Annotated in this window: 9 protein-coding genes; all 9 read left to right on the forward strand. The window is 37.9% G+C overall.

Annotation, left to right across the window (positions count from 1 at the left end; genetic code table 11):
- Positions 1-457: 457 nt before the first annotated feature.
- Positions 458-3,415 carry a SusC/RagA family TonB-linked outer membrane protein gene (locus tag LC418_RS15575; RefSeq protein ID WP_223559812.1) on the forward strand — a complete coding sequence of 986 codons (2,958 nt, stop codon included), beginning with the start codon at positions 458-460 and terminating at the stop codon, positions 3,413-3,415.
- Between the two features lie 12 nt (positions 3,416-3,427).
- Positions 3,428-5,242: a RagB/SusD family nutrient uptake outer membrane protein gene (locus LC418_RS15580; protein WP_223559813.1), complete on the forward strand. Its 1,815-nt coding sequence runs from the start codon at positions 3,428-3,430 to the stop codon at positions 5,240-5,242.
- An 81-nt stretch (positions 5,243-5,323) separates the two neighbouring features.
- Positions 5,324-6,346 carry a pectinesterase family protein gene (locus LC418_RS15585; RefSeq protein WP_223559814.1) on the forward strand — a complete coding sequence of 341 codons (1,023 nt, stop codon included), beginning with the start codon at positions 5,324-5,326 and terminating at the stop codon, positions 6,344-6,346.
- 40 nt (positions 6,347-6,386) lie between these two features.
- Positions 6,387-7,817: a pectate lyase family protein gene (locus LC418_RS15590; protein ID WP_223559815.1), complete on the forward strand. Its 1,431-nt coding sequence runs from the start codon at positions 6,387-6,389 to the stop codon at positions 7,815-7,817.
- A gap of 31 nt (positions 7,818-7,848) precedes the next feature.
- A complete protein-coding gene (locus tag LC418_RS15595) occupies positions 7,849-8,847 on the forward strand; it encodes a DUF4861 family protein (protein ID WP_223559816.1) in 999 nt (332 codons plus the stop codon).
- 11 nt (positions 8,848-8,858) lie between these two features.
- Complete coding sequence (locus tag LC418_RS15600; protein WP_223559817.1) at positions 8,859-10,118, forward strand: glycoside hydrolase family 88/105 protein; 1,260 nt, start codon at positions 8,859-8,861, stop codon at positions 10,116-10,118.
- A 51-nt stretch (positions 10,119-10,169) separates the two neighbouring features.
- Complete coding sequence (locus LC418_RS15605; protein WP_223559818.1) at positions 10,170-11,813, forward strand: glycoside hydrolase family 43 protein; 1,644 nt, start codon at positions 10,170-10,172, stop codon at positions 11,811-11,813.
- 163 nt (positions 11,814-11,976) lie between these two features.
- Entirely contained in the window at positions 11,977-13,644 is a 1,668-nt protein-coding gene (locus LC418_RS15610; RefSeq protein ID WP_223559819.1) for a glycoside hydrolase family 28 protein, read from the forward strand.
- Between the two features lie 33 nt (positions 13,645-13,677).
- A complete protein-coding gene (locus tag LC418_RS15615; RefSeq protein WP_223559820.1) occupies positions 13,678-14,589 on the forward strand; it encodes an alpha/beta hydrolase in 912 nt (303 codons plus the stop codon).
- Positions 14,590-14,639: the final 50 nt, after the last annotated feature.

Here is a 14,639-nt window from a genome sequence, read left to right on the forward strand (position 1 = left end):
ATTTTAAGCAAATTTTAAGTTTTAAATTAATAAAGAATAAAGAAAAATTGATTTTTTTCACTTCATATTTAAGCTAATTTTAAGCTAACAAATTATTAATTTTCAACACTTTACATAATTATAAACATCAATTATTCTGTACGTTTGATCCTCATTCAACAATCGAATTAATGAAAAAATAATATTTTTTTCTTTGCGTATTGAAAAATAATATTAGTTTAGAAGCCAAGATATTTATTATGAAAATTTACGCAATCGATTGCACTTTAAAATGTGTAAATCTTTCAGAAAAATATTTGCCACTAAAATCAGTAGAATACTTACAAATCCACACAAAACAAAAACGATTGAGAAAACTTTCAACCAAAAATTAAAACTATAAGGATACAAAATGGATAAAAAAGTACAATCAATAAAATGGTTATATCTAACTTTCTTTTTATTTCCTGTCCTGACAATGGCTCAAGAAAAGGAGACGAAAAAGGATAAAGAAACCAATATCGATGAAGTGGTTTTGGTAGGCTATTCCAAGGTTTCCAAAAAAGATGTCACCAATGCCGTTGGCTCAGTAAAGGCTGACGAAGTAAAAGATATGCCCGTAAACAGCGCTGCAGAGGCCATCCAAGGCAGAGTTGCCGGGGTACAGATTATGGCAAGCGAAGGGTCTCCCGGCGCTGACGTGGAAATTAAAGTAAGAGGAGGTACATCGATTACACAGAGCAATGCCCCACTCTATATCGTAGACGGAATCCAGATGGATAATGCACTTACTGTTATTTCTCCCAAAGAAATTGAATCAATTGAAGTTCTGAAAGACGCCGCTTCTACTTCCATCTACGGATCGAGAGGTGCCAACGGAGTTGTTTTGATCACAACAAAAGGAGGCCGTAAAAAAGCTGCAATGACCATCAATTACAACGGTTATACAGGTGTTCGTAAAATTATGAATACTATTCCGGTGCTTGATCCTTACCAATTTGTAATGTATCAATATGAGCTTTACAATAAAGGAGGAGATTTGGCTGACCAGACAACATTCAGCACGAGATATGGTACGTTTGATGAATTGGCTACAAAATATGGAAATATTAAGAAAAGAGATTGGCAGGATGAGCTTTTTGGAAAAGAAGCATTCAACTTTACACATAACTTAAGCTTAATGGGAGGTTCAGACAAGTCTGCATTCTCATTGACTTTAAACCATGTGGAAGAAGATGGAATTATGCTCAATTCAGGTTTCAGAAGAAGTATGGCCAACTTTAAATATGATTTTGACATTTCTAAAAAATTAAAAGCCGGATTCAATGCAAGGTACAGCCGCCAATTGATTTCCGGAGCGGGAACTTCCGCGTCAGGTTCTCAGGGGACAAACCGACTGAGAAATGCGGTAAGATATCAGCCCTTTGAAGGGGGAAGCAATGTACCGATTGATGACTTTGACCCTAATTATTCAACGTTAACCAATCTTGTTAATCCACTTATTTTAAATGATAACGAGGTAAAAGAAAACAGAACCAACGATTTATTATTAAACGGATATTTGAATTATAATATTACGAAAGACTTAACTTTCAGAAGTGTAGTCGGTTATGTTCAAAGGGATAATGCTGTAAATCAGTTTTGGGGAACCGTAACGAGTGACGCGAGGGCCAACAACAATCAGCCGATTGTACAGCTTACAAGGTCTCAGACCAGAAGAATTACCAATACCAATACTTTAAACTATACAAAGAAATTCGGGAACCATAAACTTGATTTATTGATTGGTGAAGAAACTGTACAGACAGACGGAGAAACTTCAAATATCTACACAAAATGGCTGCCCGTTTCTATCAGTCCAAATGAAGCTTTTGCCAATATTCAGTCTGCAATTCCGCCATCAGGGATGATTCAGGATGCGCCCAGAACGGCGGCATTACCACCAGAAAGGCTGTTTTCATTATTTGGCAGAGCCAATTATATTTATGCCAACAAATACATTTTAACAGCTTCCATAAGAGCGGATGCTTCAAGTATTTTCAGACCTGGTAGTAACCAATGGGGAACTTTCCCGGCAGTTTCGGTAGCATGGAAAATAAAAGAAGAAAATTTCCTTAAAAATAAAGAATGGCTGGATGAATTGAAATTACGTTTCGGATACGGCCTTGCAGGAAACAACAGAATTCCGGCTTTTCTCTATGATACGTTTTTTACAACTTCTACAGATTACGGATATACCTTCGGAAGCGGTGTAACGCCGGGAGCCACTACGGGAAACACTTTGGCCAACAAAAATGTAACCTGGGAAGCTACAGTTTCTAAAAACCTAGGATTGGATTTCGGATTCTTCAACGGAAGATTATACGGAAGTTTGGATACGTACATCACCGACACAAAAGATCTTTTGATACTGGCAAAAATTCCTCAGACATCAGGATATGAATATCAGTATCAAAATTCAGGGAAAACACAGAACAAAGGAATCGAAGTTTCGCTGGGAGGTATTATCGTCAACAAAGAAAACTTCACATGGAAAACAGATTTCAACATATCAGCTAACAAAAACATCATCAAAAGCTTAGGAGCAGGTGTTTCCGGAGGCAACGATTATTACCTTGTAGCTTCGGGGTGGGTAAATAATCTATATGATTTCATTGCCAAAGTCGGCAATCCGGTAGGAACTTACTACGGATACGAAACGGAGGGAAGATATGAAATCGGCGATTTTGATTTTAACCCCACAACTCAGGCTTATACTTTAAAGGCTGGTGTTCCCAACGCAAGCGCTGTCGCGAATGGTTCAAAGCCAATCCAGCCGGGGGATCTTAAATTAAGAGATTTAAATGGCGACGGTCAGATCACCACAGCCGATCAAACCGAACTAGGGAGTGCTCAGCCGAAGTTCTACGGAGGGTTTAACCAGACTTTCAGATACAGAAACTGGGATATGAGCTTATTTTTCAATTTCTCTGTAGGAAATAAGGTTTATAATGCCAATAAAATCGAGTTTACCACTCAATATTTATACAGAGACAACAACATGGCTGCAGAAGTTGCAGACAGATGGAGATGGTTTAATGACCAAGGCGTAAAAGTAACAGATCCTGCCGCTCTTGCTGCATTGAACGCCAATACAACCATGTGGACGCCTCCGCAAGGAAACTACATTCTGCATTCATATGCAATCGAAGATGGTTCTTTCTTAAGATTAAATAATGTGACAATAGGTTACAGCCTTCCAAAAGATTCATTAGAAGTGCTTGGTATTAAGAATTTCAGGTTATATGCAACCGTAAATAACTTATTTACCATCACCGGTTACGACGGTTACGATCCGGAAGCAAGTACGAGAAGAAACCCTTTGACTCCGGGTGTTGATTATGCTGCATACCCTAGAAGCAGATTTATTTTAACAGGTATTGATATAACCTTTTAATTAAACTTAAACGTGAAAAAGACAATAATTATATTAAGCTGTATCCTTTCGCTTAACACAATAAATTCATGCAGCGATTATCTGGATCCTGAAAATTTTTCAAGTGTTGCGGAAGCACAGCAATTCGATAGTACTTCAGATACTTTCACCGCTTTGGTGGGTGTTTATAACCAGTTGGCAGGTGATGATGGGTATGGACAGAGATTAGCCTTAATTTATCCTCATTCCAGTGACGATTTCAGGACTTCAGGGGACTACAACTGTAATGACAGAAGAGGAATCTCAACTTTCGGAGCCTGCCCTACCAATACAGAATTAAACAAACCTTTCTTGAAACTATACTCAGGAATCGAAAGAGCGAATCTTTGCATTAAAAACATTCCGATCTCCCCTGTTTACCAGACGGGTTCCGATGCTGATAAAAAGATGATGGATCGCTACCTTGGTGAAGCTTTAACATTAAGAGCTCAGTTTTACTATGAATTAATAAGAAACTGGGGTGATGTTCCTTTTCAGGACAAGCCATCCGTGGATTATGACAATCTTTATCTTCCAAAAACAGATAGAGATGTTATTTATGAAAAAATCATTGCAGATCTGGCCCAAGCTTCTGCTTTAGTTCCTTGGAGATCAGAAGGAAGCACTACAAATGCCAGAATTTCCAAAGGTTTTATTAAAGGTTTAAGAGCAAGAATAGCATTGGCAAGAGCGGGATATTCATTGAGAAGAAGTCCACAACAGATGGCACAGGGTTCAAATCCTCAAGCCTATTATCAGATTGCTTATGATGAATGTAAAGACATCATGAACCATGCGGGAGAACACAGCTTAAATCCAAGCTACGAAGCAGTTTTCAGAGCTTTGCATACCAATACGCAGGATGCTACCAACGAAATTATTTTCTGTGTGGGAGCTTTCGGTGGTAATGCAAGGACAGACAGTAAGATCGGTTATTACAACGGCTTAAAGCATGACGATAATTCCAACTGGAAAGGCGGCGGCGGGATCAACGCGCTTCCGGTTTATTTCTACGAGTTTACTAAATATGATTTAAGAAGAGATATGAATGTAGGAATTTTTAAAGTTAATAATTCCAATCAGGCGGAAATAGTGACTGCTATTTCTTTCACAGATTCAAAATACAGAAAATCATGGACGAACATTACGGGACCTTCTCAAAACCTTGCGGTTGACTGGCCTTTATTACGTTTTTCAGATGTTTTGCTAATGTTCGCAGAAGCAGATAACGAACTTCATAGTGCTCCTTCCCAGGAAGCCATTAATGCGGTAAAACTTGTAAGAAACAGGGCTTACGCCGGAAATCTGGGCCAGGTTGGAACAATTCCTACAGACAAAGTGGGATTCTTCAATTATATTGTTCAAGAAAGATTATTAGAGCTGGGTTCAGAAGGAATCAGGAAATATGATCTTATCCGTTGGAATCTACTAGATGCCAAAATTACGGAAACAAGACAGAAACTGACAGCTTTTGCAAACGGAACCGGACCATACGCAAACGTACCGCTAAATCTTTATTATAAAAAATCGGTTTACGATCCTACAAAATCTGCACAGCAAAATGTTAATGATATCGACATTTTCTTCACCGGCGGCGACAAATCTCAGGTATTTTACATGCCTTCTCAGGATGCAACGCCGGCAGGTTATACCAAAATTGCGTGGAGGGCCGCTGTTTTGCCAACATACATCATTGATCCGGTAAAAGGTTTTGCACAATATTTCCAACCCAATAAAAAAGAATTGTTACCTATTTATAGTGACATTATTCAATCGAATTACAATCTTACACAAGATTACGGTTATTAGATAAAAAGTTTCATATTCATATCAAAGAATACAGGCTTCTTCCCATAAAGAGAAGTCTGTATTTAACTCAAAATTTATTTAATGAAAACTTCTTCTTTAATTAAAAATTTTAAAACATTTTCAATATTTTCAATCATATTGGTATGTCTTCTTTCTTTTAAAACCAATGATAAAATTATCGTAGTTTCAAAAGACGGAAAAGGCAATTTTATTACAGTACAACAAGCCATCGATGCCGTTGAAAATGGTTCTGAGACAAGAACAAAAATTTTAATTAAAGCCGGAGTTTACAAAGAAAAAATTACCGTTCCCGAATCGAAAGGGACGATATTACTGGAAGGTGAAAATCCCGAAAATACCATCATCACTTACGATGATTTTGCTTCAAAAAAGAATCCGGAAGGAAAAGATATCGGAACAACAGGTTCTTCAACAATTTTTATTTATTCAAATAACTTTACAGCAAAAAATATTTCGTTTGAAAACAGCTCAGGAAAAGTTGGGCAAGCCGTTGCTGTTTTAACTTCTGGGGATAGAATTGCCTTTGAAAACTGCAGGTTTTTAGGAAATCAGGATACTTTATATTTAAAAGGAGTTCAGGATTTAACAGATAAGACAAAACCTTCAAGAAATTACTTTAAAAACTGCTACATCGAAGGGACAACCGACTATATTTTCGGAGCAGGAACCGCCGTTTTTGAAAACTGCACGATCTATTCTAAAGAAACAGCAAGCTACGTCACAGCCGCCTCCACTCCACAGGAAAGTGAATTCGGATTTGTTTTTATACAATCTAAAATCATCGGAAACGCGAAAGAACATTCAGTCTATCTAGGAAGACCCTGGAGACCTTTTGCCAAAACAGTTTACATCGATTGTGAAATGAATTCCACCATAAAACAGGAAGGATGGCATAATTGGAACAAACCCAATGCGGAAAAGACAACGTTCTATGCAGAATTTAATTCAAAAGGAACCGGCGCCAATGCTGGAAAAAGAGTTTCGTGGTCACATCAATTAACAAAACAAGAAAGAAAAAAAAATACAACTGACAATATTCTCAAAGGAAAAGACCTTTGGAACGTTAAAACAAGTTTAAAATAATTTCAACCCGAACATCAAAAACACCAAAGAATTTTCAATCATGAAAAAACACTTCACCAAAATAATGACGATAGGAATTGTATGCGGAAGTTTGACTTTTGTTGAAGCTCAAAACGTCCTAAGTTTCCCCGGTGCAGAAGGTTTCGGAAGATATACAACCGGCGGACGCGGCGGAAAAATTTATTTCGTGACCAAATTAAACGATGATGGTTCGGAAGGTACTTTAAGGCACGCTTTAGACCAAAAAGGTCCGAGGTATATTATTTTTAAAACAGGCGGAACAATTTACTTGGAATCACCGTTGAAAATAAAAGAAGGTGATATCACCATTGCCGGACAGACAGCTCCCGGAGACGGAATTACCATTGCCAACTACGAAACTTTTGTTGCAGCAAATAACGTAATTATCCGCTACATGAGATTCAGGATGGGCGATCAGAAAAAATATCAGGGTGACGCTTTTGGCGCAAGATTCATCAAAAATCTGATGGTAGATCATTGCTCGATGAGCTGGTCTACGGACGAGACGGTTTCCATTTATGTCAACGAAAATACTACACTTCAATGGTGCGTGATTTCTGAAAGTTTGAGAAATTCTGTCCACGAAAAAGGTGCTCACGGATATGGCGGAATCGCAGGCGGAAAATTTGCGACTTTTCATCATAATCTATATGCCCACCACGATAGCAGAAATCCCAGATTAGGGGAATATGCGGGAAGTAAGTTTGCATTAACCGATCTTACCGATTTCAGGAATAATGTGATCTACAATTGGGGACACAATAATGTGTACGGAGGTGAAGGAATGAACGTGAATCTCGTTAATAATTATTACAAACCCGGCCCTGCAACCACGACAAAACAACGGATTGCAGCCATTGATAAAAACGGAAAACCAGAAGCTGAAGTGTATAACATCTGGGGAAAATATTACATCACCGGAAATGTTGTGGAGGGAAATCCGGAAATCACAACGGATAACTGGACGATAGGCGTTTTTGATCAGATGAAAGCATATAATTTGACGGATAAAGATAAAAATTCCATTAAAATCAATCAGCCGCATGATATTCAGGACAATGTGAAAACTCATTCTGCGAAAGAAGCGTATGAAAAAATTTTACAGATCGGAGGGGCAAGCCTGGTGAGAGATGCGATTGATCTGCACGTTTTAAAAGATGTGAAAAATGGAAGCTTCATCTACAAAGGTTCAAAAGGAAGTGCCAATGGAATCATTGATTCTCAAAATGATGTAGGCGGATTCTCCAATTTAAATCCAGGAAAACCTCTCCCCGATTCAGACAGCGACGGAATGCCTGATGAGTGGGAAATTAAAAATAAATTAAATCCTAAAGTTGCCAATTCCAACGGACGGGATTTAGATAAAAATTACGATAATATCGAAGTATATTTTAACGATCTGGTTAGAAAAATAACCGAAAGACAACACTATAACCATGAAGACTTTTAGTTAAAAACCAGTTATCTAATAAAAAAATATTATGAAATTCAGTTTGTTTAGAATAATCATAGCAGGAGCATTTTTGAGTTCAACATTTTCTGTGGCTCAAACTTCTGTGATTGAAAAAATTAAAGAAAATCCAAAAGCTCCCTTTTCATATGCAGAGCTTTCCGTAAAAGAAGGCGGGAAATGGGAAGGCAATCAGTACATTGGAGGAACTTTTAAAAACATCAACCAGCTTGTGCTTCCTGCCGAACATACCGACCATTCTTATTATATCAGATATGAAGGTATCGGTCTGGAAAACAACCAGATTGGCTACAGACTATATTTAGACTGGAGGAATGCAACTGATATTTTCGGTAAAAAAGTAAACACCTTGGCCTTGCCTGAAGTCGGACAAGACGGTTTTGAATCCTATCATCACGATGCACCCTGGGGACAGGATATTTTGAAATCCGGCCGTACCATTGGCATCGGTTCTTACGGAAGATATGACGAGCAGAATGACTTTATTGAAACCTTTAAAGTTGTAAAAAATACAGCCGTAAAAGTAGTTAATGAAAAAGATCAATCTTATGCAGCCATCGATTATAAGGGCTGGAAAACCTGGGGTGATGCCATAGATTTACAGTCAAAACTGACAATTTTTAATAAAGATCGTTTTGTAAAAGTAGATTTAAACTTAAGCAACACTATTTCAGGGTTATGTACCGGAATTGTTGCCATTAAAAATATTCCGTTAAAACAAGGAATCAGTAAAAATAAAAAATGGGCTTATATTGCCACTTACGGCAATCAAACGGAGACAAAAAAAGACGATAATCTGGGAATGGCTGTCTTCTACCCTCTCGAGAGTTTTGATAAATATGTTAAGACAAAATCCACTCATACCGTTATTTTCAAGAAAGTGAAGAATGTTTCTTATTACTTTTTGGGAGCCTGGTCTCTGGAACCAAACGGCTTAGCAACAGAAGAAGCATTTTATCAGGATTTAGATAAGAAACTGGATATTTTAGATAAAACCAATCAACTTTAAAGTTTAAAATAATGAATTTCATTAACCATAATATAAGATTATTGGCGCTTGCTGCTTTAGGTTCAGGAATATTTTTGGCTTGCGCCCAAACAAAATCTGTAACCGCTTCAAAATCTTCAACAGAAGCTTCAAAAGCAGGGAAAATAGTTCCTACAAACCTGAAATGGTCTGAAAGAATGTTGCTTTCCGAAATGCAGCGTTTTCCGGAATCCTGGATGCTTGATTTCAGTAAAAGCCCGAAATGGACCTATCCATCAGCGATTGTTCTGGATGCCGCTGAACAGCTCTACGCGAAAACCGGTAAAAAAGAATATTACAATTACATCAGCGAATTCGGAGAAAAACTGATCAAAGAAGACGGTACAATTCTTACCTACGATCTTGAAAAGTACAATATCGACATGCTGAACAGCGGAAATGTGCTTCTATATCTTTATGAAAAAGAGAAAAAAGAAAAATACCTGAAAGCCCTTCAAACCCTTCGTTCCCAAATTGACGGGCAGCCAAGAACCAAAGAAGGATCTTTCTGGCATAAAAAAATATATCCGTACCAGGTGTGGCTGGATGGTCTGTACATGGGAATGCCCTTCTACACGCACTATACGAAAGATTTTGTAAAAGGTGCAGAAGCAACCAAAGCATATGATGATATTGTTTTTCAGTTTGATTCGGTTCAAAAGAATCTTTTAGACAAAAAAACAGGATTGCTTTATCACGCATGGGATGAAAGCAAAGAACAAGCCTGGGCAAACAAAGAAACAGGACTTTCACCCAATTTCTGGGGAAGAGCGATGGGCTGGTACGGAATGGCAATGGTAGATGTCCTGGATTATTTACCTGAAGACCATCCCGGAAGAGCAAGATTAATTTCTTATATAAAATCCTACACCGATGCCATCATCAAAGTTCAGGATAAAGACAGCGGACTTTGGTATCAGGTTTTGGATAAAGCAGGAGAAAAAGGAAATTATACGGAGGCTACGGCTTCAGCAATGTTTGTTTACACAATTATTAAATCGGTCAATAACGGTTATCTTCCAAAATCCTATAAAACTTATGCTAAAAAGGGGTACGATGGAATCATCAAAAATTTAATTACAGTTGATGAAAATGGAGTGGTAAATTTAAATAAATGTTGCGCAGTAGCCGGTTTAGGTGGAAAACCTTACAGAGACGGGTCGTATGAATACTATATCAATGAAGAAGTTCGTTCAAACGATGCAAAAGGAACAGGACCGTTTATCCTGGCTAGTTTAGAATTTGAAAAATAAAACTAAAACCTGCAACCCAATTCCTATTGCCTAAACAATGAATCTGATTTTATGAGGACAAAAAGCATTTTAAATATAGCAACAATCACAATACTTTCAGTTGCGTCAACCTATCTCAACGCACAGGAAAAAAACTATGTTTCCGAGGTCTGGACAGCCGATCAGGGCAAAAATTACAAAAACCCAATTTTGTATGCAGATTATTCCGATCCCGATGCGATTCGTGTTGGTGAAGATTATTACATGACGGCTTCAAGCTTTAATGAAGCTCCGGGATTGCCTATTCTTCATTCAAAGGATATGGTCAACTGGAAATTAGTGAATTATGCCATTCAGGGTATTTTACCAGCCGGACATTTTTCCACGCCAAAAAGAGGGGACGGAGTTTGGGCGCCAAGCATCAGATTCCACAAAGGAGAATTTTACATTTATTGGGGTGATCCTGATTTCGGAATTTATATGGTGAAAACCAAAGATCCGTTAGGAGCTTGGGAAAACCCCGTTTTGGTGATGGAAGGAAAAGGCTTGATTGATTCCTGTCCGTTTTGGGATGAAGACGGAAATGCATATTTAGTTCACGGTTGGGCAGGAAGCCGCGCAGGTGTGAAAAGTTTACTTTCAATTAATAAAATGAATCCTGAAGGAACAAAAGTTTTGGATAAAGGTGTTCATGTTTTTGATGGTCACGATGCACATCCGACAGTTGAAGGCCCGAAAATGTATAAAAGAAATGGCTATTACTACATTTTTGCTCCCGCAGGCGGAGTGGCTACAGGTTGGCAATTGGTCTTGAGATCAAAAAATATTTACGGTCCTTACGAAGAAAAAGTTGTTCTGGAGCAAGGTTCCACAAAAATCAACGGGCCTCACCAGGGAGCCTGGGTTGATACGTCCTCGGGTGAAGATTGGTTTTACCACTTTCAGGACGTTGATGCAGGTGGAAGAATCGTTCATCTTCAACCCATGAAATGGGAAAAAGACTGGCCGGTTATTGGAACTGACCATAATAAAAACGGAATCGGGGAACCGGTTTTAACCTATAAAAAACCAAACGTCGGTCAATCCTACCCTGTCGTTACGCCTCCTGAAACAGATGAGTTTGATGGAGATAAATTAGGATTACAATGGCAATGGAGCGCGAATGAAAATATTGTTTGGTCATCCAAACTTCCCGGACAGAAATTTTTAAGATTATTTTCAATGAAGATTCCTGAGGGTGAAAAAAACCTGTGGAACATCCCGAATTTGTTAACTCAAAAATTCCCGGCACCTAATTTTGCTGCTTCCACGAAAGTTAAATTAACTCCGGAAGATGCTAAAGAAGGAAAAGCTGCAGGACTCTTAGTGATGGGATTAGATCATGAATCAATCGTAATTACCAATAAACAGGACGGCTTTTATTTACAGTTAAGAAGAGCCGAAAAGGCAGATAAAGGCGGCGAAGAAAAGGTTTTATTTGAAACAAAATTAAAAGGAAACGAGGCCTATTTAAAAGTAAATGTCAACGAACCTAACGGTTTGTGCCAGTTCAGTTACAGCGAAAATGGAAAAAATTTCACCAAAGTAGGTGACGTTTTTCAGGCAAAACCCGGAAAATGGATTGGTGCTAAAGTCGGTTTGTATAGCATAAGTACGGCAAAAGCTCCCCGCGGGGGATATGCGGATTTTGATTGGTTTAGAATTACTAAAAATTAATAGTTTTCTCCACAGATTTTCATAGATGTTGATGTAATATTTTTATTTATAGGTTTAAAAAATTTGCGCAATGATCTGTAAAAACCTGTATCATCTGTGGGAGAAAAAATAAACATAGATTTTGAAAAAAACAATAACAAAAAATAAAACTCAAAAAAATAAAATGAAGCAGTCTCTCAAAGTTATCGGTTTAGCAGCAGCAATGATGTTTTCAGGACAAATCTATGCTCAGAATCTGGATATTTACAAGAATCTTGAGTTTAAGATGCCTCAGGTTGTGGAAACCTCTTTTCCTGCAAACACAGTTTCCATTACACAATTTGGCGGAGTTGCAGGCGGAAATATAAAAAATACAGAAGCTTTCAAAAAAGCAATCGATGATCTTTCTAAAAAAGGCGGCGGAAAATTGGTTGTTCCCCGCGGAATGTGGTTAACAGGACCAATTGAATTGAAAAGCAACATCAATCTTCACGTAGAAGAAGGAGCATTCATCATATTTAGCAAAGACAAAAACGATTATCCTTTAGTTGATGTAAGTTTTGAAGGATTAAATACAATCCGCTGCCAGTCCCCCATTTCAGCAAGAAATGCAGCCAATATTGCCATCACGGGAAAAGGCGTAATTGACGGAAGCGGTGATGCCTGGAGAGCCATTAAAAAAGGAAAAGTATCAGAATCTGAATGGAAAGAAATTGTAAAATCCGGAGGAATTCTATCTTCAGACGGTAAAACCTGGTATCCATCAGAAAGTTATAAAAAAGGATTTGAAAGCAGTTCGAGCTTCAACGTTCCTGATAAAATTTCTAAGGAAGAGCTAAAATCGGTTAAAGATTTTCTTCGTCCCGTAATGGTAAGTTTGGTGGGTTGTGATAAGGTTTTGCTGGACGGGCCGACCTTCCAAAATTCGCCCGCATGGAACCTTCATCCGTTGATGTGTTCGAATGTCATTTTAAGAAATCTTACCGTAAGAAATCCTTGGTTTTCACAAAACGGCGATGGTGTAGACGTGGAATCCTGCAAAAATGTTTTAATCTATGATAATACCTTTGACGTTGGTGACGACGCAATTTGCATCAAATCAGGGAAAAATGAAGACGGAAGAAAAAGAGCAATGCCCACTGAAAATGTTATCATTAAAAACAATGTCGTTTACCACGGTCACGGAGGTTTCGTTGTTGGAAGCGAGATGTCCGGAGGAGCTAGAAATATTCACGTTTCCGACTGTACTTTCATCGGAACAGATATTGGTCTTCGTTTCAAAACAACACGGGGAAGAGGTGGAATCGTTGAAAATATTTACATCAAAAATATCGATATGATTAATATTCCAACTCAGGTAATTGGCTTCAATATGTTCTATGAAGGAGCTTCACCGGTTTTGGAAGACGGGCAAAAAAAAGAAGAAAACAAAGCACCGGAAAAAGTTTATCCCGTAACAGAGGAAACTCCGATTTTTAGAAATATTTTCTTTAAAAACATCAATGCAGTTAATTCTTACGAAGCGATTACATTATTCGGTTTAGCTGAAATGAATCTTAAAAATATTGTGATCGAAGATTCTCAGTTTGACACGAAAAAGGCTCTTACCATCGTAGATGCAGACGGAATTCAATTAAAAAATGTGAAGCTGAAATATTCTCAAGGAACAGGAGCAACAGTCTACAACAGCAAAAACATCAACCTTGCGACGGTAAAATTTGAGTCTCAAAATAAACCGTTGGTTAAGGTTTTAGGAAATAAATCAGGGGCAATCTTCTTACCCAAAGAAGTTGCAAATGATAAAGCTGCAATTTCTATTGCAACGGAAGTAGCTAAAAATGCGGTTAAATAATCTTAGTGGTTCAAAAATTTAAAATTTGACAACATGATTTTTAACAAAAAACATACTTATATTTCTATTTTTTTAATGGGAGGAACATTAGCATTCGGCCAGATTCAACGGCCGAATGCAACTCCTTACACCAATGAAACTACCTATGAAAAACTAAAGAAAAAATACACTTTTATCACTCCTATAGATCGGCCGGTTCCGAAAAATATAGGGATTGATAAAGATGTAGAATATGCCAATATTAATGGACTTTCATTAAAAGCAGACATTTATTATCCTGTCGATAAATCTAAAAAACACCCCGGAATCGCAATGGTTCATGGTGGTGGCTGGATTTCGGGAAGTAAGGAAAATGAAAAATTCATGGCAATGGAACTGGCTGCAAAAGGTTATGTTGCAATTGCGGTCGGTTATCGGTTGGCCGATGTTGCAAAATATCCCGGCGGAGTTGAAGATATTGAGGAGGCCATTCATTGGTTAAAGAAAAACAGAAAAAAATATTCTTTAGATCAAAATAAAATAGCAGTGTTGGGAGAATCAGCCGGGGCACAAATTGCAACTTTGGTTGGTGTACGATCAAAGAATAAAATTAAGGCAATCATCAATATTGATGGAATTGTTTCATTTATTCATCCCGAAGCTGAAGAAAGTACATATGCTTCGTATTGGTTGGGCGGTGACAGGAGTGCCAATTTGAAAACCTGGACCGAAGCTTCACCCTTAGAATATATTAATGAAAATACACCTCCTACTCTTTTCATCAACAGTTCTCAACCTCGTTTTCATGCCGGAAGAGACGATATGATGAAGAAATTGAAGAACTATAATATTCCGACTGGGTTTCACGAAATTAAAGATTCTCCGCATTCATTTTGGAGTGCAGAACCCTGGTTTACGGAAACATTGAATTATACTGTTGCCTTTTTAAATAAAGTTTTGAAATAGGATAAAGGTTAAGTTTGAGATTAAGGCTAAGACCAACTTAAGTAAAGTTT

The organism is Chryseobacterium lathyri (assembly GCF_019970085.1).
In the GTDB taxonomy this organism is placed as follows: Bacteria; Bacteroidota; Bacteroidia; order Flavobacteriales; family Weeksellaceae; genus Chryseobacterium; species Chryseobacterium lathyri.

What these genes read in the sequence shown, in the direction of transcription:
- LC418_RS15575 (WP_223559812.1), top strand. Translation starts at nt 458, where the DNA reads ATGGCTCAAGAAAAGGAGACGAAAAAGGATAAAGAAACCAATATCGAT.
- LC418_RS15585 (WP_223559814.1), top strand. Translation starts at nt 5,324, where the DNA reads ATGAAAACTTCTTCTTTAATTAAAAATTTTAAAACATTTTCAATATTT.
- LC418_RS15590 (WP_223559815.1), top strand. Translation starts at nt 6,387, where the DNA reads ATGAAAAAACACTTCACCAAAATAATGACGATAGGAATTGTATGCGGA.
- LC418_RS15595 (WP_223559816.1), top strand. Translation starts at nt 7,849, where the DNA reads ATGAAATTCAGTTTGTTTAGAATAATCATAGCAGGAGCATTTTTGAGT.
- LC418_RS15600 (WP_223559817.1), top strand. Translation starts at nt 8,859, where the DNA reads ATGAATTTCATTAACCATAATATAAGATTATTGGCGCTTGCTGCTTTA.
- LC418_RS15605 (WP_223559818.1), top strand. Translation starts at nt 10,170, where the DNA reads ATGAGGACAAAAAGCATTTTAAATATAGCAACAATCACAATACTTTCA.
- LC418_RS15610 (WP_223559819.1), top strand. Translation starts at nt 11,977, where the DNA reads ATGAAGCAGTCTCTCAAAGTTATCGGTTTAGCAGCAGCAATGATGTTT.
- LC418_RS15615 (WP_223559820.1), top strand. Translation starts at nt 13,678, where the DNA reads ATGATTTTTAACAAAAAACATACTTATATTTCTATTTTTTTAATGGGA.